At 58.8% G+C, this 22,452-nt stretch carries 22 protein-coding genes; 18 read left to right on the forward strand and 4 right to left on the reverse strand.

Translation table 11 applies throughout. The features are described 5' to 3' along the window. Position 1: 1 nt before the first annotated feature. Entirely contained in the window at positions 2-967 is a 966-nt protein-coding gene (locus AB8B33_RS28860; RefSeq protein WP_439017992.1) for a hypothetical protein, read from the reverse strand. 159 nt (positions 968-1,126) lie between these two features. Between AB8B33_RS28860 and AB8B33_RS28865 the strand changes: the two genes are divergently transcribed. The 7 genes from AB8B33_RS28865 to AB8B33_RS28895 all read left to right on the forward strand — a co-directional run bounded on the left by AB8B33_RS28865 (position 1,127) and on the right by AB8B33_RS28895 (position 7,824). Next, positions 1,127-1,771 (forward strand): helix-turn-helix domain-containing protein, encoded by a 645-nt coding sequence (locus AB8B33_RS28865; protein ID WP_439017993.1) that lies wholly within the window; start codon positions 1,127-1,129, stop codon positions 1,769-1,771. 45 nt (positions 1,772-1,816) lie between these two features. Continuing rightward, entirely contained in the window at positions 1,817-2,164 is a 348-nt protein-coding gene (locus AB8B33_RS28870; RefSeq protein WP_113319956.1) for a hypothetical protein, read from the forward strand. A 249-nt stretch (positions 2,165-2,413) separates the two neighbouring features. After that, positions 2,414-3,571, forward strand: coding sequence for a Gfo/Idh/MocA family protein (locus tag AB8B33_RS28875; RefSeq protein WP_439017994.1), 1,158 nt, complete (start codon positions 2,414-2,416; stop codon positions 3,569-3,571). A gap of 13 nt (positions 3,572-3,584) precedes the next feature. Further along, complete coding sequence (locus AB8B33_RS28880) at positions 3,585-4,469, forward strand: carbohydrate ABC transporter permease (RefSeq protein ID WP_025669760.1); 885 nt, start codon at positions 3,585-3,587, stop codon at positions 4,467-4,469. Further along, positions 4,466-5,323, forward strand: coding sequence for a carbohydrate ABC transporter permease (locus AB8B33_RS28885; RefSeq protein ID WP_025669759.1), 858 nt, complete (start codon positions 4,466-4,468; stop codon positions 5,321-5,323). The genes AB8B33_RS28880 and AB8B33_RS28885 overlap by 4 nt, the downstream gene beginning before the upstream one ends. 76 nt (positions 5,324-5,399) lie before the next feature. Next, on the forward strand, positions 5,400-6,605 hold the full coding sequence (locus tag AB8B33_RS28890) for an extracellular solute-binding protein (protein WP_439018876.1): 1,206 nt from the start codon (positions 5,400-5,402) through the stop codon (positions 6,603-6,605). 85 nt (positions 6,606-6,690) lie between these two features. Further along, positions 6,691-7,824 carry an ABC transporter ATP-binding protein gene (locus tag AB8B33_RS28895; RefSeq protein WP_439017995.1) on the forward strand — a complete coding sequence of 378 codons (1,134 nt, stop codon included), beginning with the start codon at positions 6,691-6,693 and terminating at the stop codon, positions 7,822-7,824. 16 nt (positions 7,825-7,840) lie between these two features. Here AB8B33_RS28895 and AB8B33_RS28900 read toward each other — a convergent pair whose 3' ends face one another. From AB8B33_RS28900 to AB8B33_RS28910, 3 genes are read right to left on the reverse strand one after another with little or no spacing between them, the layout of a single operon-like run. Beyond that, entirely contained in the window at positions 7,841-8,941 is a 1,101-nt protein-coding gene (locus AB8B33_RS28900; protein ID WP_439018877.1) for a D-TA family PLP-dependent enzyme, read from the reverse strand. A 1-nt stretch (position 8,942) separates the two neighbouring features. Beyond that, positions 8,943-10,418, reverse strand: coding sequence for a M81 family metallopeptidase (locus AB8B33_RS28905; protein WP_439017996.1), 1,476 nt, complete (start codon positions 10,416-10,418; stop codon positions 8,943-8,945). A gap of 29 nt (positions 10,419-10,447) precedes the next feature. After that, complete coding sequence (locus tag AB8B33_RS28910; RefSeq protein ID WP_439017997.1) at positions 10,448-10,933, reverse strand: hypothetical protein; 486 nt, start codon at positions 10,931-10,933, stop codon at positions 10,448-10,450. Positions 10,934-11,044: 111 nt separating this feature from the next. Here AB8B33_RS28910 and AB8B33_RS28915 point away from each other — a divergent pair, with 111 nt between their 5' ends. The 11 genes from AB8B33_RS28915 to AB8B33_RS28965 all read left to right on the forward strand — a co-directional run bounded on the left by AB8B33_RS28915 (position 11,045) and on the right by AB8B33_RS28965 (position 22,439). Beyond that, on the forward strand, positions 11,045-11,431 hold the full coding sequence (locus tag AB8B33_RS28915) for a RidA family protein (protein WP_113325728.1): 387 nt from the start codon (positions 11,045-11,047) through the stop codon (positions 11,429-11,431). A 25-nt stretch (positions 11,432-11,456) separates the two neighbouring features. After that, the gene (locus AB8B33_RS28920) at positions 11,457-12,323 is read left to right on the forward strand and encodes a MurR/RpiR family transcriptional regulator (protein ID WP_310389035.1); all 867 of its coding nucleotides are present in this window, start codon (positions 11,457-11,459) and stop codon (positions 12,321-12,323) included. A gap of 20 nt (positions 12,324-12,343) precedes the next feature. Beyond that, positions 12,344-13,120 carry an SDR family oxidoreductase gene (locus AB8B33_RS28925; RefSeq protein ID WP_310389033.1) on the forward strand — a complete coding sequence of 259 codons (777 nt, stop codon included), beginning with the start codon at positions 12,344-12,346 and terminating at the stop codon, positions 13,118-13,120. A gap of 31 nt (positions 13,121-13,151) precedes the next feature. Beyond that, positions 13,152-15,068, forward strand: coding sequence for a beta-N-acetylhexosaminidase (locus tag AB8B33_RS28930; protein ID WP_439017998.1), 1,917 nt, complete (start codon positions 13,152-13,154; stop codon positions 15,066-15,068). A gap of 253 nt (positions 15,069-15,321) precedes the next feature. Further along, complete coding sequence (locus AB8B33_RS28935) at positions 15,322-16,518, forward strand: MFS transporter (protein ID WP_439017999.1); 1,197 nt, start codon at positions 15,322-15,324, stop codon at positions 16,516-16,518. 478 nt (positions 16,519-16,996) lie between these two features. After that, entirely contained in the window at positions 16,997-17,602 is a 606-nt protein-coding gene (locus tag AB8B33_RS28940; RefSeq protein ID WP_439018000.1) for a flavin reductase family protein, read from the forward strand. Positions 17,603-17,835: 233 nt separating this feature from the next. After that, positions 17,836-18,066, forward strand: coding sequence for a hypothetical protein (locus AB8B33_RS28945; protein ID WP_439018001.1), 231 nt, complete (start codon positions 17,836-17,838; stop codon positions 18,064-18,066). 197 nt (positions 18,067-18,263) lie between these two features. Beyond that, positions 18,264-19,139 carry a carbohydrate ABC transporter permease gene (locus AB8B33_RS28950; protein ID WP_439018002.1) on the forward strand — a complete coding sequence of 292 codons (876 nt, stop codon included), beginning with the start codon at positions 18,264-18,266 and terminating at the stop codon, positions 19,137-19,139. Next, complete coding sequence (locus AB8B33_RS28955) at positions 19,136-20,044, forward strand: carbohydrate ABC transporter permease (protein WP_439018003.1); 909 nt, start codon at positions 19,136-19,138, stop codon at positions 20,042-20,044. The genes AB8B33_RS28950 and AB8B33_RS28955 overlap by 4 nt, the downstream gene beginning before the upstream one ends. A gap of 4 nt (positions 20,045-20,048) precedes the next feature. Beyond that, entirely contained in the window at positions 20,049-21,152 is a 1,104-nt protein-coding gene (locus AB8B33_RS28960; protein ID WP_439018004.1) for an ABC transporter ATP-binding protein, read from the forward strand. A gap of 39 nt (positions 21,153-21,191) precedes the next feature. Further along, positions 21,192-22,439: an ABC transporter substrate-binding protein gene (locus tag AB8B33_RS28965; protein ID WP_113321689.1), complete on the forward strand. Its 1,248-nt coding sequence runs from the start codon at positions 21,192-21,194 to the stop codon at positions 22,437-22,439. Positions 22,440-22,452: the final 13 nt, after the last annotated feature.

A 22,452-nucleotide genomic window follows, 5' to 3' on the forward strand; every position in this document is an offset into this window, starting at 1 on the left:
GCTACGGGTCGGCGCCCGCGTCGTTCAGCCCGTGGTTGTTCGAAATAGTCACCGCGATTTGTGTGGCGATCTCGTCCTCGACGTCGAGAATGGCCTGGCCGCGCAGGTCTCGATCATATTGATTTGCCCAGGTGACCGCGCCATCGGCGGCATTTATCAGGCGGACATGCAGATGAAGGATCGTACCCTCGATGAGAGCGCTTCCCTGCAGGCTGAAAAACGAACCGGTCATTTCCGCCCCGGATCGGCCTGGAGCAAGCACAGTAAGGCTCTCCACCTTCATGAGCTTTGCAATCAGCTGATCGGCCAATCCCTTCACGAAATCAGCTCCCTGCGCACTGCCGCCGAGAGCGACGAAGGGTTCGACCGCAACCCTGACCTTGCTCTCCGACTTTGATGCGGCAGGCGCCGGCGACGTCTCTGGTGGGGAGAGATAGGCTTCAAGCGGACGAACAAGAGCGAGTATGGCCATTGCCCCGAACAGCGCGGGGACGCCGATCGGCAACAGGAGATCACGATAGCTCACCGCCCGCTCCTGCCCGGGGGCGCGCCGCTTGCTCTCGCGGTTCTGCGGGGCGGAAATTTCTGCTACATACGAACTGTCTTCTGCGCTCGAAAAGTGCGGCGCATAACCTCCTTTGGGGACAGTAATCCGGATTGGATCACTGCTTCCGCAGACCAGGTAGTATCGTTCGAGCGCTCGACGGATCCGCCCCGCCTCGATGCGGACAACTGGATCATTCTGTGCATCGAAGGATGCATCACGGCCAAAAACCGCTTGTGCAATCGTATAGGCCTTGAGCTGTTCGCTGCGCCCTTCAAGTGTCTCTTCAACGATATATTGCAGGAAGCGGCGCCCGCGCTCCGGGGCAAGGAATTCCGGACTGGCGAGTATAAGGTCAAGCTGCGCACGCACGCTTGCAGAGTCTTGAAGTGCGCGGTTTTCCCCTCCCTCTTCCGATACCATCCAGACCTCCCTCGATACCTTCGTATCGCTCTCATCAGGGGGAATGGCTTTATACACCTATTGGTGGTTCTGGGCTTCCGTAGCGATACGTAAGGGATATCTCGAATACCGGGGCGGACAGCGATTGCCTATGCTGCGATACGAATGGGAGCGACGCATATGCTTCAAAACCAAACGATCGCAAAGCACACGACGTTTCCTGGCCATCGCTATGGCAGCGTTGCCGGAACGGCTAAGGATCAATCGATCCGGCTCAAGGCCGACGAGACGATCTATAGCGAAGGTGAACACGCGTTTGCGATCTATCAGGTCGAAGCGGGCGCGGTGCGGATTTACCGCCTCACGGCAAGCGGGCAGCGATATATTCTGTCCTTTTGCGGCAAGGGTGAATGGTTCGGGCTCGAGACGGGCAATGTACGAACCGATTTTGCAGAAGCCGTCTGTGAAACCTGTATAAAGCCCTTTCGCGCCAATCAGGAGGCAGTCGTCCCGATAGACCTTCTCCACATTGCCCTGACGAACCTCGCGAAGGCACAGCACAAACAGCTCGTCATCACCGAGCAAAGCGCACTGAAGCGGGTCGCCGCCTTTGTTTATGAAACGGCTGATCGTTATCCCGGAGATTGCGAATTCGATATGATGATGTCGCGCAGCGATATTGCCGACTATCTCGGGCTGACGGTCGAGACCGTCGCCCGTTGCTTTACGAAACTACGCGAAAAACGAATTCTTTGTCTCAACGGCAAACTGCAACGCATTGTCCGACTTCTCGACCGTGATGCGCTCGTCGCACTGACGATCTAGCTGCAGCGGATTTCGAAGGTCGATCTTGAAAAAGGGGATTGAACGATGACGCATGCATCCGGTCGAAGATTGAACGCATCAGCCAAAGCGGTCCTCGCAAGCCTGATAGCGCTAACGGGCCTTCCACTCGCGGCTGCGGAGGCACAGACCTCTCCGTTTGACCAATTTCCAATACTTATCCAATGCAAGTACAAGGAAACCTATCACGTTTTCTACATATCACGTATTTCAGAGGACGGTGTCGCAACCTATGTGGCATCCGAACGCATGGGCGGTACGATCACCCTGGACGGTCAAGCGAAGGCAACCGGCGGCGCAAGTGGCGGCAGCTGCGTCGGCAAGACTTTGGCAGAGCTTCGTGCATCTCACCAAGCCTATGACTTGAAACCCTAAAGCCCGCCTTGTGTTCTCTCCGTCACGCGAACGCTGCGGAGTGAACCGCCGATCGCATAGTCTCGAAGCCAAAGCCGAAGGGTGTACTCGAGCCGCCCGATCTGATCTTGCAACCGGTCACATCGGGGTTGGAGCGGATTGATGAAAATTAATTTCATCAATCCGCTCTGAACCCCGTTTTCAGTTGACGGCCCTTGTTTTTTGTCCCAACTTGAAGAAAATAAATTACGAATTGGGAACATTGTTGGCATGAAAGTGGGAATCATAGGGCTGGGATTCCGGCTCGGCTATCTTGGCTATGTTTTCAAGGCTATCGACAGCAGCTTCGAGATCGTCGGTTACGTCGATCCGGAGCCCGCGGGACTTCCCGGACTGATGGAAAAGGGCGTCTCTGTCGGCAAGGCCTATGCTTCACCGCAAGAGCTCCTCGCCTCCGACAAGCTCGATCTCCTGATGATCGGCTCTCCCAACCACATGCATCTCGATCATATCCGCCTCGGTCTTGAGGCTGGTCTCAAGGTCTTCTGCGAAAAGCCGATTGTCACCACGATCGCCGAAAGCATCGAACTTGCCCATCTGATGGCCAAGTTCGGCCATGAGCGGCTGATGGTCGGCCTCGTGCTGCGCTACTCTCCTCTTTACAAGGATCTGCGCGCCATCCAGGCCGAAGGCAAGCTTGGCCATATCGTCTCCATCGAAGCCTCTGAACATATCGAACCCTATCACGGCGCCTTCTTCATGCGCGACTGGCGCCGCTACGAGCGCTATTCCGGCAGTTTCATGCTGGAAAAATGCTGCCATGACCTCGACCTTTATAATGGTGTGATCGGCGCCCGCCCCGAACGCGTCGCAAGCTTCGGCGGCCGCAAGAGCTTCATTCCCGCCAATGACCCGGCGCGCGAAGGCATCAACGATCTGGAACTCTTCCACCGCAAGCCAAGCGGCTGGATGGGCTCGGACAAGGTGTTCGACAGCGACGCCGACATCATCGATTATCAGGTGGCGATCGTCGAATACGCGAATGGCGTCGGCATGAATTTCCACACCAACCTGAACGTTCCCGACCAGTTCCGCCGCTTCGCCATCATGGGCTCGCGCGGCATGGCCGAGGGCGACTTCGTCCGCGGCTATCTCGATGTCCACGAGCAGCTGACCGGCAACAAGATCGTCGAAAACAAATATGCCGCGACCGAATTGTCGCAGCATTACGGGGCCGACGAGCAGATGGCGGCCGATATTCTGCAAAGCGTGCGCTCCGGGTCGGATCTGCCGGTCTCTACGCTGAACGCATTGGAGGCAGGCATCCTGGCACTTGCCATGGATGAAGCTCGCATGAAGAAGGCCGTGATCGACCTTCGTCCCATATGGGACCGGTTCGACGAGGCGCTACACGCCAGAGCGGCCTGAGGAGAACGGCAAGATGAGTGCTCAGAAAAGTGCCGTCATCTTCGCCTGGATCCTTCTCCTTCCGGCCGTCCTCTATGTGCTCGCGATCGTCGCCTATCCACTGGTCGATACGTTCATCCTGTCGTTCACGGATGCATCGCTACGCAAGGTCACGAACTGGGTCGGCTGGGTCAACTACGAGAAGATCTTCAATTCCACCTTTGCGGAAGTCATTGTCCGAACCTTCATCTGGACCTTCTTTTCGGTCGCCCTGAAGATGATCATCGGCACCTTCGGCGCCTCCATGCTGAACGCCGCCGTGCCTGGCCGTTCATTGTTTCGACTGCTGACCATGCCGCCATGGATCGTGCCGATGGCAATCGGCATCTTCATGTGGGGCTGGATGTATAATGGCCAGTTCGGGATGATTTCAGGATTGCTGCAGCGCTTCGGCCTCGTCGACGGTCCGGTCGCCTTCCTCGCCTACGGCAGCACCGCCTTCTGGGCAACGATCGTGACCGACGTCTGGATCGGTGTGCCGCTGGTGACGATCTACTTCCTCGCCGCGATCCAGTCGATCCCGAAGGATCTCTATGAAGCGGCATGGACCGACGGCGCCGGCCGCTGGTATCGTTTCCGCCGCATCACTCTGCCGCTCATGGTTCCGGCCATCATCACCATGTCGATGCTGTCGCTGATTGCGACCTTCAACTCCTTCGACATTATCTGGATCCTGACGCAGGGCGGTCCGAGCGGCGAAACGACGACGATGATCATCGACACCTATCAGACGGCGATCGGCTCGAAAAAATATGGCGAAGGGGCAGCGCGGGCGGTGCTGATCTGCATCTTCCTGTCGCTCTTCTGCTTCGCCTATTTCCGCGTCACCCGCCGCCTCAATCCGGAGAAGCGCGCATGAGCAGCCGTCCCATGATCGATCGCTACAGCTGGTGGGAAATCATCCTCATCTACTGCGGCATAGCGCTCTTCCTGTTCTTCGTGCTGTCGCCCTTCGTCGAAGGCTTCCTGGTGTCGCTGAAGCCGCTGAGCCAGCTGTTCTCCTCGCCCTACCGCTTCTGGCCGGAAAACGGCTCGTTCGAGGCCTACCGGACGATGTGGATCAGTGTACCGGGCTTCGGTCGCTACATCTTCAACTCGTTCTTCATCTCGATCATCGTCACCGTGATCGTGCTCTGCCTCGTCATTCCGGCATCCTATGCCTTCGCGAAATTCGAGTTCAGGGGCATGGGCATTCTGCTCGGCGCCTTCCTGACAGTGAACATGTTCTCCGGCGCCGTCCTGCTCATCCCGCTCTTCCGCCTGATGCGCAGCATCGGTGTTTTGAACACCTATCTTGCGATGATCGTGCCGGGCGTCGCCTTCCTGATCCCTTCGGCGATCTGGCTGCTGCGAACCTATATGATCCGAATTCCACAAGAACTCAACGAAGCGGCCTACATGGATGGCGCCAGCCATTTCTATACGCTGCGTCGTGTCATTCTGCCCATTGCGATGCCGGGGATTATCGTCGTCGCGATCACCACCTTCATCGGCGCCTATGCCCAGCAGTTCATCTTCGCGCTGACCTTCAACTCGAAGACTGAATACATGCCCCTGCCGGTGGGACTCTTCGCTTACTTCGGCAAGCAGGAGGTCATCTGGAACGAACTGATGGCGGCCTCCTTCGTCGGCATTGCGCCGGCGATGATCGTCATCTTCTTCCTTCAGCGCTATCTCGTCGGCGGCCTGACCGCCGGTGCGGTGAAACAATAAGACCAACAATAAAGAGTGAACAGCTAACAACGAGAATGGGAGTAACGACGTGAGCATTACCATCAAGACTGGCCTTATGGCGCTCGCCCTGCTTGGTTCGACGGCACTGACCGCGGTCACGGCCCAGGCAGCCGACAAGGAAATCAGCTGGATCTATTGCGGCGACACGATCGACCCGATCCACACCAAATATATCAAGGAATGGGAAGCCAAGAACGCCGGCTGGAAGGTTGCGCCGGAAGTCGTCGGCTGGGCTCAGTGCCAGGACAAGGCAACGACGCTGGCTGCCGCCGGCACGCCTGTCGCCATGGCCTATGTCGGCTCGCGCACGCTGAAGGAATTCGCGCAGAACGACCTCATCGTTCCCGTTCCGATGACCGATGACGAGAAGAAGGGTTATTACCCGCATATCGTCGACACGGTCACCTTCGACGGCAACCAGTGGGGCGTTCCGATCGCCTTCTCCACCAAGGCGCTTTACTGGAACAAGGATCTCTTCAAGCAGGCCGGCCTCGACCCCGAAACACCGCCGAAGACCTGGGCCGAAGAAATCCAGATGGCAAAGACCATCAAGGAAAAGACCGGCATTCCGGGCTTTGGTCTCTCCGCCAAGACCTTCGACAACACGATGCACCAGTTCATGCATTGGGTTTACACCAACAATGGCGCGGTGACCGATGCCGAAGGCAAGATCACGCTCGACAGCCCGCAGATTCTTGCTGCACTGAAGGCCTATAAGGATATTTCGGCCTCTGCCGAAGAAGGCCCGACCGCCTATGAGCAGAATGAAGTCCGCGCCATCTTCCTTGATGGCAAGGTCGCGATGATCCAGGCCGGCTCGGGTGCCGCCTATCGCCTGAAGGATACGAAGATAAACTGGGGCGTCACGACGCTGCCGCTCGGTCCGGATGCCAAGGGTGCAGGCACGCTGCTGATCACGGACAGCCTTGCAATCTTCAAGGGCTCTGGTGTCGAGGACAAGGCGATGGAATTCGCCAAGTACATCACCTCACCCGACATCCAGGGCGAATACGAACTGCAGGGCGGCGCCGGCCTCACCCCGCTGCGTCCGTCCGCAAAGGTCGACGAATTCGTTGCCAAGGACCCCTTCTGGAAGCCGTTCATCGAGGGCATCAGCTACGGTGGTCCCGAGCCGCTCTTCACCGACTACAAGGGCTTCCAGAATTCGATGATCGAGATGGTTCAGTCCGTCGTCACCGGCAAGGCCGAGCCTGAAGCCGCTCTGAAGAAGGCTGCAGGCGAGATCGAGGCCTTCAAGTAAATCGACGTCGAGGATCGCAGGTCGACGATCTGCGATCCTCACCGACCAATTCATGCGTGTTCAGGCCGGGACCGGAGACAGATTTTTGGGACAGCTTCAGCTCAACAAGGTTCAAAAATTCTATGGCGACTACGAAGTTCTCAAAGGCGTCGAGCTTGACGTCAGGGACGGCGAGTTCGTTGTCTTCGTCGGGCCTTCGGGATGTGGCAAGTCCACCCTCCTGCGCATGATCGCAGGTCTTGACGCGACAACCAAGGGCGACATCATCATCAATGGCGTCAGGGTCAACGACCTGCCGCCGGTCAAGCGCGGCATCGCCATGGTCTTCCAGTCCTATGCGCTCTACCCGCACATGACGGTTTTCGAAAACATCGCCTTCCCTCTTCGTGTGGAAAAGATGGAGGAGGAAAAGCTCAAGGCCAAGGTCGAGAATGCCGCACGTATCCTGCATCTCGAAACGAGGCTGCAGCAGAAGCCCGGCATGCTGTCAGGCGGACAGCGCCAGCGCGTCGCTATCGGCCGCGCCATCGTTCGCGAGCCGAAAATCTTCCTGTTTGACGAGCCGCTGTCGAACCTCGATGCCGCCCTTCGCGCCGATATGCGCATCGAACTTGCCAAGCTGCACCGGCAGCTGAAGGCGACGATGATCTATGTGACGCACGACCAGGTGGAAGCCATGACAATGGCCGACCGGATCGTCGTGCTGGATGCCGGCAATATTTCCCAGACCGGCGCGCCGCTCGAGCTCTACCACAAGCCCGCCAACCAGTTCGTCGCCGGCTTCATCGGCAATCCGAAAATGAATTTCCTACCCGTTACCTGCACGTCTGCAAGCGAGGCGGGCGTGACCGTGGACTATCGCGGCCAGCCGGCAACCCTGCCTGTAACGCCACGCGACGGCATGGTCGGCAAGATGATGACGCTCGGCATCCGGCCGGAGCATATCCAGCTCGGAACCGGCGACATTTCGCTGACGGTTGCACCCAGCGTCATCGAACGGCTTGGCGCAAATACTGTGGCCTATGTTGCGCTCGGCGGCGAAACGGAGAACTTCTGCGCCATGCTGCCCGGCAGTGTGGGCATTCGCACCGATGCGCCGGTCGCCGTCGGCATCAATGCCGCCGATTGCCATCTCTTTGACGAAGAAGGTGTCGCCTTCGAACGCCGCGTCGAGCTCACCGATATCGACATGAACCTGCTGGCACCTGCAACGGCCTGAACGGCCGATCGATCAATTACCAGACGAGCCCGCGCGCGGCGACGTCCTCGACGCGCGTGACGATGCCGTTGCGATGGAAGACCATCGTGTCGAACAGGTTCGACACCACGCATGTGTGGTTCGGGATGATGAAGAGCTTTTCGCCGATCCGGGGCCGCGCACCAGTGCAGACCGAAAGGTCAATGACGCCGTGCTCTTCCGAGAGGCTGGCTATCTTTGCCTCGGGATATCCGACGACGAGGCCGAAATCGGCAAAGCCCTGAAGATCGGAGGTCAGCGCCTTCGAGCCTGCGTCGATAACGGCGCGGTCGGCATTCGGCCGCGATACGACGGTTGCCAGGACGTGCATTGCGCAATCGTCTTGCGTGCAATGTCCCATCCGGATCATCTGACGGTCATTATAGATATAGGTCCCTGCCCGATGCTCCGTCGCCGATTTGACCAGATGCGCCTGAAAGAGACTGGGCGTGCCGCCATTGCTGACGATCGGGCAGGCAATTCCCTCTTCCGTCAGCCGTTTCAGCGTAGCCTGGATGAAAGCCTCGACCGCATCGGCAGCCTGCGGCTTCGGATAGGTGAGGATACCACCGAATGTCAGCCCGTCGGCAGCAGCGATGCGTCTGGCGAGCGAGACCGCCTGTTCGGGCGTCTGGACGCCGCAACGCGCGCCGCCGATATCGCATTCGACGAGGACAGTCAGCGGTTTGCGGCCGGAAAAATGTGAAGACAGGCCGTCGACCGTCACGTCGCTGTCGGCAACGACCTTGAGACCCGAAATGCGATCGTTGAGGGCGGCGAGCCGTCCGAGCTTCGAGGGGCCGATAATATTGAAGGTAATCAGGATGTCTTCGAAACCGGCTTCGCCAAAGACCTCGGCCTCTGTCACCTTCTGGCAATTGATACCCTTGGCGCCGGCCGCGACCTGGGCCGCGGCAAGCGCCGGTATCTTGTGCGTCTTGATATGCGGGCGGAAATTCAGCCCGTGCTCGTCCATGTAAGACTGGACCCTTGATATGTTGGCGGCCAGTCTGTCTTCGTCGATGATCGGTCGGGGCGTGGAAAGATCGGCGATCCTGTCTCCAGCCTTGGCGACGACGGCAAACCGGTTGTCATGCATCTCAGGCAGCTCCGCGTTCTGTTCCATGAGGATCGGCCACAATCGGCCAGATGGTCTTCGGCGCGCGGCGATAGTGGGTCGTCGCCGGATTGTTGGGATAGGGGGTCCCCGCCGAACAGTAGAGTATTTCAGCAGCGATCTTCGAGAAGGATGCGAAGAAATGGTTGGTCGATTTGATCACCAGGATCTTCTGCTTGGTCGGATCGATGCCCATCACCGAAAACAGGCTCGGATCGAAGCTCTGCGCCCGCGTCGAGTTCAGAATGATATCGATACCATCAAGAACGATATGCGCCGCATCCCCGAAAGGTGCCAGGCTTTCGCCGAACTGCATTTCGGCATTCTTCACCAGTTTGACGACCTTCACCATCCCGTCGACGGGATTGCCGGTCCCCGGTGCCGACTTTGCGCCAAAACGCAGCGGAATTTCAGCGCCCTCGCCTGCAGCAAAACAGATCTGAACGGCGATCGGATCCCAGATGGTGCCGATCGCAGCATTCTCCACTCGGCGGGCCAGAAGCTCTTCGAGAATGACGGTGGCATCGCCAGCGGTTCCGCCGCCCGGATTATCCCAGACATCGGCAATGACGACCGGCCAGGCTTTCGCAGCCATCGCCCGGGATACGGCTTCCTTCTCGTCGATCTGCGGCACCATGAAGGTGCCGCGCTTGGAAAACAGCTCCAAGCCGAGTTCGCGCGCCAGCGCCGCACCCTTTTCCGGATTGTTGTCCGTGACGACAAGCAGCTTGGTGCCCATCTCGGGCACATCGCCGACCATGAAGCCGTGGACTACGGAGATCGACAGGATTTCCGGATCTTCCTTCTCGATCCGCATGATCTTGTCTACGAAGGAGCGCATCGGATCGCGCGATGTCGGGAAAACGTCGATCATCCGGCAGTCGAATATCGAATTGACAGGCTTTACCCTGCCCTCGAGCGCGTCGACGGCGATGCGCCAGAGATCCTCGGCGCGGTCGACGAAATCCGTATGCGGGAATTCCTTGAAATAAACCGCGAAATTCAGCGCCGCGATGCGCTTCCGGGTCAGATGGCTATGCGGATCGAGTTCAGCGCAGATCAATACGTCAGGCCCAACGATGTCGCGGATGCGCGTCAGGAGATCGCCTTCCGTGTCCTCATATCCCGCGGCCACCATTGCCCCGTGCAGCCCCATCACCACGGCATCGACAGGCATTGCGGCGCGGAGCTGGTCGAGAATTTCGTCCCGCAGCCCTTCATAGGCCTGACGGTTGACGAGGCCGGCCGGGTCTGCCCAGGCTGCCGTGCCCTCGATCAGCTCCCAGCCCTTTTCAGCGGCGACTCGGCGACCGACAGTGATCGGCGCGGTACAGAGTGTGGGCGTTTCCGGATGCTGGCCGGGCGGGGCATAAAGAGACGCTTCGAAAGCGCGGCGATCCACACAGATCGGGGAAAACGTATTGGTTTCGGTCGCCAGTGCTGCCGTGAAAATGCGCAAATGAGTTGGCCTTGTTTTGCGGTCCCGCCTCAACCCATCGGGTTTGGCAGGTAGCCGGTAAATCCGCAGATTTTCCACCGTCCCCCGTGGAACCTGCAATAATAGAGCGTCTGCCACTGCATGAGGTCACGGGTACCATCACTCTTCGTCAGGCCGCCGTCGAATTTCTTGCGGACAAGAGCCATGCCGCCCTCGATCTCGATGTCCTCGAGCGTCGTGGTCGTGAAGATCGCGGTGCGGGTATCCTCGGCGAAGCTCTGTGTGGCAAAATCCTTTGCCTGTCTCAGCCACTCGTCGCGATAGGCCGAAAGTGCGGGGAATGCCAGACGCCACTTGTCGGGGCTGACTTGCTTGCGGCCATCGATGCCGATGAAGCCTTCCTCAACGAAATCATCTTCGACCATCGACCAGTCGGCTGCCAGAAATGCGTCGATGTCGCGGGGCACGAGCATCTCCCAGATGGCGTGCCGTGCAGTATCGGAGGACAGAAAAGGATTCTTGAAAGGATCACGCATCATAGCTCCCGATTTAAATTCTTTTCATAAATGGCGTTTTTCACTGGTCAAAATCTGCTTTCTATGGTCCCTTGTCAACTTATCAAGAAAATAATTTGCAGGGATCCCGACATGTCCATCAAGCGATATGGCACTGTTCAGACCGGCGCCGGCGGCAAGGCGTTGCCTTTCGCGCGCGCGGTCGAGGCTGATGGCTGGCTCTATGTTTCCGGTCAGGTGGCGATGGAAAACGGCGAGATTATCGACGGCAATATCATTGCCCAGACGCACAAGACGATCGCCAATGTGCTCGCCATTCTCGACGAGGCCGGATACGGCGTCGAGGACGTGGTGCGCGTCGGCGTCTGGCTGGACGATCCGCGCGATTTCTGGACATTCAACAAAATCTATCAGGACTATTTCGGCGCACATCCGCCGGCCCGCGCCTGCGTCCAATCGTCCATGATGGTGGATTGCAAGGTCGAAATCGACTGCGTTGCCTACAAGAAGAAGAGCTGACTGACGGATCGGCGGGAGGACAGGCTTGGATATTTTTTCCACATTGCAGGAAGACAGGAGCCGCCTCTCCGCCTCCGAGAGCCGCATCGCCGACATCATCGTCAACGATTTCGAATTCGCCGTGAATGCCTCGATCATCGAGCTTGCCGAACGCGCAGAAGTCTCGCCACCGACGGTCACGCGTTTCTGCCGCCGCCTCGGCTGCGACAGCTTCTCCGATTTCAAGGTGCAGCTCGCGCGCACCGCTCATGTCGGTGTGCGTTACCTGAAGCCGGAATCAAAGAGCAGCGATCCGGCCGATGTCGCCCAGGATATCATCACCAAGGCGCAGAACGCCCTTTTCCTGGTGCACCGCTCGCTGGACCTGACTGCGATCGAGGCCGCCGTTGCGCAGATTGCCAAGGCGGAGATGATCTATGCCTTCGGGTCGGGCGGCAATTCCTCGATGATCGCCGATGAGTTGCAAAATAGGCTCTTTCGGCTTGGCCTGCGCATTACGGCCAGCTCCGACCACAGCATGCAGTTGATGATGGCGGCAGCGGCGAAGGCCGGCGATGTGATCATCGGCTCGTCTTTTTCCGGACGCAATGCCGAACTGGTGCGGGCCTTTGCGCTGGCACGCGAAGCCAAGGTCAAAACCATCGCGCTGACGCAGTCCGACAGCGCCGTCGCAAGGGCCGCCGAGATCGTCGTGCCGATCGATATTCCGGAAGGCACAAACATCTATCGCCCGACATCGACGCGTATCGCCTATATCGCCACCGTCGATATCCTGGCGAGCCTCGTCGCCTACGCCATCCAGCCGAAGGCGACAGTCACGCTGAGGCGCATCAAGCAACAGCTCATCACCCACCGCGACGGCGACGACGACAAGCAGCTGCTCGGCGATTGATCAAGGGAAGGAAGCGGCAAATGACGCAATCAGTGGCAATCGTCACGGGAGCAGCGGGCGATATCGGAGCGGCGATCGCTGGTCGGCTCGCCGATGACCACGACATTATCCTGCTCGCGGACATCAATGCCGACGCTGCAGCAGCCGTTGCCGGCAAACTCGGACCGTCCGACCGCTTCGTCGCCTTCGAATGCGACGTGACCAACGAGACGAGCGTTGCGGCGCTTGCCGGGCGCGCAGTCGATCTTGGCAGCCTACGCACGCTCGTCAACAATGCGGGTGCAGCCCGCGCCGTCAGCCTGCATGATACGACGCCTGAGATCTGGCGTGCCGACAATGCGCTCAATCTCGAAGCGGCATTTCTCTGTTTTCGCGCCGTCGAAGACCAGCTGAAAGCGTCGCGGGGCTCCATGGTCAACATTGCCTCGGTCAACGGCATGAACGTGTTCGGGCATCCTGCCTACAGCGCCGCCAAGGCCGGCCTTCTGCATTTCACCCGGCTGGTCGCCGTTGAATATGGAAAATTCGGCATCCGCGCGAATGCCGTTGCCCCCGGAACGGTGAAGACGCAGGCTTGGGAAGTTCGCGCGGCAGCCAATCCCAATGTGTTCGAGGATGCCCGTCGCTGGTATCCGCTGCAGCGCGTGGTCGATCCGAAAGACGTCGCCAATGCTGTCGCCTTCCTGGCTGGTCCCCAGGCTGCGGCGATTACCGGCGTCTGCTTGCCGGTCGACTGTGGCCTGACAGCCGGTCAGGCCGAGCTTGCCCGTACTTTTTCTCAGTCCGAGCACTACTGAAATTCATAGGATACACCGAGAGGAACGAGATATGAAACCGGCCGACTATCGCCTGGAAAGCAGCTGGAACCCTGATGGCGGACCGAATGGCGCCTTCACTTTCACGCTTTTCAATCTTTCCACTGAGGCGCTTTCCGGTTTCAAGCTTGTCTACACCGCGCTCACTCGCGTCATCGATGCTGCCGCATGCAGCAATGCCACCTTTCTCAGGCGCAACGCCAATTTTCATGAATTCGAACCACCGGCCGGGCTGACCCTCGCTGCTGGTGAAAGCTGGACGTTCACAGTCGCCGGCCTGCACCGCCCGGCGCGGCATTGCACTGATGGAGCAAAGTCCGCCTATCTCACATTGTCATCCGGTAAACATGTGCCGGTCGCCGTTTCCGATCTGCTTCTCGAAGGCCGTACCAGCGAGCCTCCGCCCGCGCTTTTGCCCGAGGGCCGGCTCGATCTGCCTTTTGCGCTGCAGCCGTGGCCGGCCGAAATCGATGCGAAGCCGGGCGATAGCTTTCCGGTCATTCTCTATCCGGAGGGTGCCAGCGCAGACGAATTGTCGGCAATATCCGCCTGCATTTCTCTAACCCGCCGCCTTTTCGAAAGCGACCATTCGGTTTTCAATCTGGTCGCCTCGCCGCAGGGGCGCGCCCTTACGTTCAGCAAGGACGCCTCGCTCGACACCGAAGCCTACCGGCTGACCTTCTCGGCCGATCGCGTGACACTTTCCTATTCCGGCGCTGCTGGGCGCCAGTATGGCCTGACCTCGCTCGCACAAATGCTGAACGGCGCGCGAGTAAGCAAGGGCAAATTCCAATTCCCGGTTTCCGGAACGATTTCCGATCGGCCCCGCTATAGCTGGCGCGGCTGCCATCTCGACGTTTCCAGGCAGTTTTATCCGGTTGATGACGTCAAGCGGCTGATCGACATCCTTGCCTGGTTCAAGTTCAACATCTTCCACTGGCATTTGACCGATGACGAGGCCTGGCGTCTGGAGATCAAGGCCTATCCGCAGCTGACGACAACGGGCGTGTTGCGGGGCCCGGACGAACCGCTGCTCCCGCAGCTTGGCAATGGCGCGGAGCCTGTCGGCGGCTTCTACTCGAAGGACGATGTCAGAGACATCGTCGCGCATGCAAGCGCCCTTCATGTCGAGGTGGTTCCGGAGATCGACATCCCCGGCCACAATGCGGCGACGCTGGTTGCCCTGCCCGATCTGACGGACGGCCAGGAAGCGCCGGATAGCTACCATTCTGTCCAGGGCTATCCGAACAACGCGCTGAACCCGGCCGTGCCGCTGACCTACGAATTCCTGGAAAAGGTCTTCGACGAAATGGTCGAGCTGTTCCCCTCATCCTACATCCATGTCGGCGGCGATGAAGTGGCGAACGGCTCCTGGCTCGCCTCGCCGCTTGCCAGGAAGCTGATGGCCGAAGAAGGCATTTCCGGCACCTTCGGGCTGCAATCCTACTTCCTGAAGCAGGTCAAGACGATGCTCGACAAGCGCCGCCGCAAGCTCGCGGGCTGGAACGAGGTCGCCCATGGCGGCGGGGTCGCGGCAAAGGACAGCCTCTTGATGGCCTGGGAAAATCCGCAGGTCGGCATCGAGCTTGCCGAACAAGGCTATGACGTCGTCATGACGCCGGGTCAGGCCTATTATCTCGATATGGTCCAGGCCGAAGCCTTCCAGGAACCGGGCGCGAGCTGGGCCGGTACGGTACCGCCGGCCCACACCTATGCCTATGAAGCAGCCGGCGAATTCCCGGAGGAATTGAAGCATAAGCTGAAAGGCGTCCAGGCCTGCATCTGGTCGGAGCACTTCCTGTCGCGCGGCTATTTCAACCGCCTCGTCTTCCCACGTCTTCCGGCAATTGCCGAAGCTGCATGGACCCCGAAAGCGTCGAAGGATTGGGACCGTTTCGCTGCGATCGTGGCGCTTAGCCCGAAGCTTTGAGCTGGCAACGATGAAGATTGACATCGGGATGATAATCGCTAGCCCTTACCGAGGGTTTGGTCGGTCAAGGCATCGAGTATCGGATGAGCATCAGGCCGCCCGCTTTGTCTTTCCCTTGAATCAGGATTTCGGCTACACGCCGCATGCGCGCCTTCCCACCCTCAGGCGCGACCGAGATTGATCATGACGATCCTTGTGCGGACGCGGTTCCCCCTCCGCACAAGGAGCGCCTCAAAGCCAGCTGGCGACGATAATGAACCGCTTGATACCCGACGTTTTCCGTAATCCTGCAATCCGGGTGAGCATGATCGCCATCTTCACGTTCGAATTTGCCGGAGCGACGACGACCCCCTATCGGTCCGTGGTCGGCATCCGCGAGCTCGGCCTGTCGAATGAACTCTATGCGGCGCTGATCTTCGCCGCAGCGGCGGTCAACGTGATCGTCAGCATTCTGCTTGGCAATCTTGCCGACCGGCTCGGTGAATATCGTACGATGATGCTTGTTGCGGCGACCTTCGGCGTTGTCGGTTATGGCGCGGTCTTCTTCTTCCCGACGCAGGACATATTTGTCCTCAGCGCGCTTCTGCTACTGCCGGTCTATGGCTGCCTGAACTCGTTGCTCTTTGCCAATGTCCGGGCCGCAGCCCATGGAATGGCGCCGGCTGACGTGGCGACAGTCAATTCTGGCGTTCGGGCGATGATCTCGCTTTCCTGGGTCCTGGTTCCTGGGCTCACGGGGGTTTTGCTCTCCTCCTCTTCGACCATGCTGCCAGCCTATCTCTTCGCCGCTATTTCCTGCCTGGTCTGTGTGGGGCTCGTCGGCTTCCTATTGCCCCGACAGAGCGGCACGGATCGCGCTGCCACCCACCATCTCTCCTATCTCGCCGCACTCGGCCAGGTGATTTCCCCGAAAATCTTCAGCCGGATCGCGGCCATCGCGCTGATCAGCAGCACATTGCATGTGAACGACGCCATTTTCCCCCTCGTCGTAACCGGCGCCGCCCGCGGCACTGTCGCCGATATCGGAATTCTGGTCGGGATCGTCGCTCTCCTCGAGGTGGTCTTCATCATCGTCTGGTCGCGCCTGCTGCGCCGCATCAGCCAACTCGCAGCCCTTGCAGCCGGTGCATTGATCTATGCCGTCTACCTGCTGCTACTGGCTTTTGCCCATGAGCCCTGGCATGTCTATGCCCTCACCTTGATCAGTGGCATCGGCGCGGCGTCGCTGATCTCTATTCCCATCACCTATCTGCAGGATCTGATTGCCGAGCGGCCCGGTCTCGGCAGCGCACTGATTTCCGTCAACATCTTCCTCAGCGCCGGACTGAGCGCCCTTCTCTTTGCCGCTGGTACAGCCATCACCAGCTATTCCGGCACTGCGGTGGTCAGTGCCCTCTCTGGTCTTCTCGGGATCGCTTGGCTGCTATTTCTCGATAGACGCCGGCGCTAGTTTTGAGGCTGGAATCATTGGATTTCTCTTCCTCTTCCCAGAGCCCTAGGCTCCCTCGCCTCCTATTTCTCGATCGTTGCCGATGGCATCGCCAGGGAACGGTGACGGCGTTTGAGAAAGCTTCGGCGCCATCCGCATTTGCATCGCATTGGTCATTAAGAAACTGGAGACTTACTGGTCACCGGAGCAGATCGCTAGACGTCTTTTGGCCGACAGCTTCTCCACCGCAAAGTTAGAATGTCCTGATCTCGCAAAGTCGGAATGTCATCCTCCCCGCCTCCGCTGCACCTCCGGCTGAGGTGTTCGTGGCATAATTGTACGAGGGAGCCTGATCCCCTACCCTTGCAAACCGGCTATGATGCACTGCGATCAGATTCTCCAAGCGTCATCAGGAAATCACGCAATTTCGCAGCGCCTCACTTCGTCTTAAGGCGCGGAGAAATACCCGGGACTGCGACTTCACCACCGTGGGCTTCAAATGAACGAGCATATGAAGGCTGTTGAACTCAAGAAGGCCTTTCGCCTGATCAACCACGGGCCAACGATCCTGGTTTCCGCGCGCCACGACGGCATCGACAATGTCATGGCTGCCGCATGGTGCTGCGGGCTCGACATCGATCCGCCGAAGCTCACCGTCGTCATCGACAAGATAGCCCAAACGCGCACGCTGATCGAGGCGAGCGGGCGTTTCCTCATACAGGTGCCAACGGTTGCCCAGCTGTCGCTGACGCGCGAGGTCGGGAACCGCAGCCTGTTTGAGGAGCCGGACAAGCTGCAGAAGTCGGGGGTTTCTATTTTCGACGTGCCGGGACAGGACCTGCCCTTCGTGGAAGGCTGCTCGGCCTGGCTCGCCTGCAACCTGATCAATGAGCCTCATATCCAGCATGCCTACGACCTGTTCATCGGTGAAGTAACGGCGGCATGGGCAGACGATCGTGTGTTCCGCGATGGACACTGGCACTTTGAAACGGCCGGCCCTGAATGGCGCAGCCTGCACCACGTCGCGGGTGGCCATTTCTATGCGATTGGCGAAGCGCTTTCGGTTGAAGCCGAACCTGTCGAGCGCGCGCAATCCTCACTCTGAGCAGAAGGCCAATTAGCCCTTGGTCGCTCCTGCCGTCAGCCCGCCGACGAAAAGGTTCTGGAAGAAGAGGAACAGGAGAGCGATCGGCACCGTCATCACCATGGAGGCGGCCATAACCGCTCCCCAATCGGTGTCGAACTCGGTCGAGAATTCGGCAACCCCGATCGGCAGGGTCTTGACCGAGGAATGCGTCGCAAATCAGAGCGCGAAGATGAATTCGTTCCAGGTGCCGCTTGGCCTCGGTGCTCATCCGGGTCTGCGCCACCCTCCCTCGTAACTTCATCGCCTTCGAATATACGACCGGCGATCCGGACTGGTGGTACGACATCGTCGAAGGGCTGCCGCAGGCGATCGTCAAGGATGGCTTTGTCGATGTGATCGAACGGCCGGGCATGGGCGTCGACCTCGTGCCCGAACGGGCAAGACAGTATCTCGCGGAAGACGAGCAGATGTTCTTCGATTGATCGGTGGTCCGAGAGCCCTCACCTTTCCAACTTCAGCGCGAACAATACCGAAGGGCGCAGCCAATTGTTATTTGACATCGCAATTTTTTGATTCCTATAGTTGATCCGTTATGAACTGCATATAGTTCATATAGAAACAGGATAGCAGCGGTCTGGAGGAGCGGAGCGCTGTCAACCTGAGGAGGAGGAGGAGGCTCATGGGAATCCGATGGAGCCGCGTCATTCCGCATCTGGCCGTTGCGCCTGCTGCGCTGTTGACGCTTGTCTTTTTCATTGGGGCGATAGGCTGGACCGTCTATCTCTCCTTCACGGCATCTAGACGCTTTCCCGACTATGAACTGGTCGGCTGGAAGCAGTATTGGCGGCTGTTTCACGATCCGTCCTGGACCCTGTCGCTTCAGAACCTCGTCATCTTTGCCATCGGCAGTCTGCTGTCGATCGTGATGGGCTTTATTCTCGCAGCCTTGATCGACAAGGAGGTGCATGGCGAAGGCATCTTCCGCACGGTTTTTCTCTATCCGCTTGCGGTCTCGCTGATCGTCACCGGCCTCGTCTGGCGCTGGCTCTTCAATCCGGGCCTTGGCGTCGAAAATGTTCTGCACTCGATGGGCTGGGAGAGCGCCTCCTTCAATTGGCTTGCGAGCCAGGACACCGTCATGTTCGGGGTCATTCTGGCGGCGGTCTGGCAATCGACAGGCTTCTTCATGGCGCTCATGTTGGCTGGCCTGAAGTCGATCAATACCGAGATCTGGCAGGCCGCGCGCCTCGATGGCGTGCCCTTCTGGCGACTATACATCGAGGTCATCATTCCCATGATGAAACTCACCTTCCTGACCTGCATCATCCTGCTCTGCATCGGCGTTGTGAAGGCCTATGACATCATCGTCGCCATGACCAATGGCGGACCGGGCGGGGCATCGGTCATGCCGGCCTATTTCGTTATCGATGCTTATTGGCAGAAGCAAAATCTCGGCTTCGCCTCGGCGGGTGCCACCGTCATGCTTTTGACGACGCTCGTTCTGTTCCTGCCGCTCGTCATCATCACCGCTATCCGGCAAAGGAGGGACGCATGACGGCGATTTCAGCTACATCGCAACCCGGCCGCGCGACGAAAGTGCGCCGGCGCCCGCTGATCCGGCCAAGCCGGGTGGTGATCTTCGTCTTCCTGCTGATGGCATCCGCCTTCTTCGCGGTTCCACTCTATGTGGTCGTCGTCACATCCTTCAAGACGATGGAGCAGATCCGCGAGGGACAGATTTTCTCGCTACCCTCGCCCTGGACGGTCGATGCCTGGTCCTATGCGTGGATGCAGGCCTGTTCCGGCATGAACTGCAACGGCGTGCGCGTCGGCTTCGTCAACTCGCTTTATATCCTTGCCCCCAGTCTGGTGCTGACGATCTCGCTCTCGATCGTCACCGGCTATGGGCTGGCGCTCTGGAACGTCAAATGGGCAAACGCCTTTCTTTTCGTGCTTTTCATCTGCGCCTTCGTGCCGTTTCAGATCATCATGTATCCGCTGATCAAGATCACCGGCTCACTGCATATCTACGGCACGACATTCGGCATCGCGGTCATTCACAGCGTCTTGTCGATGCCTTTCCTCACATTGATCTTTCGCAATTATTTCAAGGGAATGCCGCCGCAGATCATCGCCGCGGCAATGATCGATTCCGGCTCCTTCTGGCGGATCTTCTTCGAGATCGTCCTGCCGATGTCGGGCAATATCATGATCGTCGTGCTGATCCTGATGATCACGGGCATATGGAACGACTTTCTGGTCGGCCTGACCTTCGGCGCGCAGGACACGCAGCCGATGACGGTCGTGCTCAATAACATCACGGTCACGACGACCGGCGCCAAGAATTATGCCGTCGACATGGCCTCGGCTCTGCTCACCGCGTTGCCGCCGCTGCTCATTTACTTCGTTCTCGGCAGATTTTTCGTGCAGGGCATCACTGCCGGCGCCATCAAGGGATAGAGGCATGCCTTCCATCGCATTCAACAATATCGTCAAGAAGTTCGGTGCGCTGACAGTCATCGAGAACCTGAACCTCAGCATCGGTGATGGCGAGTTTCTGGTGCTGCTCGGACCGTCCGGCTGTGGCAAGACAACGCTTCTCAATCTTCTGGCCGGCCTGCTCGAAATCGACGATGGAGAAATCCTCATCGACGAACGGGATGTCAGCTATCTCGATCCCAAGGATCGAGGCCTTGCGATGGTCTTCCAGTCCTATGCGCTCTACCCCACCAAGACCGTGCGCGGAAACATGAATTTCGGACTGTCTTCCCGCGGTATTTCGCGCGACGAGGCGAGCCAGCGGATCGCCTGGGCAGCAAAGCTGCTCCAGATCGAGCACCTGCTCGACCGCAAACCATCGCAGCTTTCCGGCGGCCAGCGCCAGCGCGTTGCGATCGGCCGGGCGCTGGTCAAGCAATATGGCGTCTGCCTGTTCGATGAGCCGCTTTCCAACCTCGATGCCAAGCTGCGTAACGAGATGCGCATGGAGATCAAGAAGCTCCATAACCAGCTCAAGAATACCGTCGTCTACGTGACTCACGACCAGGTCGAGGCGATGACCATGGCGACCAAGATCGCCGTGATGAACAAGGGCGTAATCCAGCAATTCGGCACGCCCGATGAAATCTACAACGAGCCGGCCAATCTTTTCGTCGCCGATTTCGTCGGCTCTCCGGCCATGAACGTGCTCGACTGCACCGTCAGGCGTGACGGCAGCGACTTCGTTGCCGTGGATGAAAAGGACGGTATCCGTATCAACCTCGGCGACTACAAGTGGAAGACGAAGGCTGCGGAAGGCAAGCCCGTCAAGATCGGCTTCCGCGCGGAGGAGCTTCTGGTCGAGGAGCGCCATGATGCCGGCAATACCGTCCGCTTCGACTGCCCGGTCGAATATTTCGAGAAATCCGGGCCTGACGCTTTCGCCTTCCTGACCATGTCGGGAAAGAGCATCGCCGTGCGCATCGATGGGCGCGATGCCAACCGCTATCGCGGCCAGCCGGCCCTGCCCGTTTATCTACCGCTGACCAAAATCAACGTCTTCGACGCGCCGACCGGCCAGCGCCTGTGATCAGAAAATGTGATGAGATTACAAAGGGAGGAATGTTGCATGACGAAATGGAAATCGCTGAAGAGACTATCGCTCCTGCTTGCCGCGACCACACTTGCCGCGAACGCCTGGGCAGATGAAGTCGTCGTCTATCACACCTGGTCCAAGCCATCCGAGATTGCCGCACTCGGCGTTCTCCGCGATGCCTGGGCAAAAGACGGTCACCAGTGGAAAGATCTGTCAATCGCCCATGATTCCGGCGCCAACGTCAGCCTGATGAACATGATCACCGGCGGCAATCCGCCTGCGATCTTCATGAATTCCGATCCCGGCATCTATAGGGATCTGAACAAGCAGGGCCTCGGCGTTCCGCTCACCAAGCTGTTCGACAGCATCGGCGCCACGAAGAACTTCCCGCCCTCGGTTCTCAAGAACATTACTGTCGACGGCGAGATCATGAAGGCGCCGGCAACGGTGCATATCGACGGGATGGTTTACTACAACAAACATGTCGCCGAAGCCGCAGGCGTCGACCCGAAGTCCTGGAAGTCGCTCGACGACCTCTTCGCAGCCTTCGACAAGGTCAAGGCCGCCGGCTATATCCCGATCGCCCAGGGCGGCGATCAGTTCCAAAAGGCCTATCTGCTGCAGGCCCTGATCGCCTCGGAAGAAGGTCCTGACATCTACAATCGGTTCTATGGTGAAAAGCCCGACCGTACGGTGATCGATACGCCGGAAATGCGGGCGGCGCTGAAACGCTTCCGCCAGATCGCCGACCACACCGATCCAGGTTCCCCGAACCGCCAGTGGAACGACACGACCAATCTCGTTATTACCGGCAAGGCCCTGCTGCAGATCCACGGCGACTGGATGAAGGGCGAGTTCATGGCCGCGCAGAAGAAGCTCGGCGAGGATTTCGACTGCATCAACATCCCGGGAACCAAGGCTGTCGTCGTTACCGTCGATTCCTGGGGCTTCCTCAACACCAACAATGCTGACACCGCAAAAGCCCAGGAAGACTTCGCCAAGCTCGATGTCGATCCGAAGCTCAATGCCGAGTTCGTCTTGAAGAAGGGTGCAAGCCCTGTTCGTACCGATGCCGATACGACGAACCTTGATGCCTGCAACAAGCTCGTTCTGGAGACGCTGAAGGATCCGACGAAGCAGGTTTCCAACCCCTTCAATATGGCAGATGCTGACTGGTATCGCACCATCTGGCAGGAAGCCGACAAATATTGGAGCGATCCGAAGCGGACGGATGACGAGTTCGTGCAGGCGATGCAGGACGCCTACGACCAGATCTTCTGACTTCTCGCAACGA

The organism is Rhizobium sp. 768_B6_N1_8, from assembly GCF_051811225.1.
Taxonomy (GTDB): Bacteria; Pseudomonadota; Alphaproteobacteria; order Rhizobiales; family Rhizobiaceae; genus Rhizobium.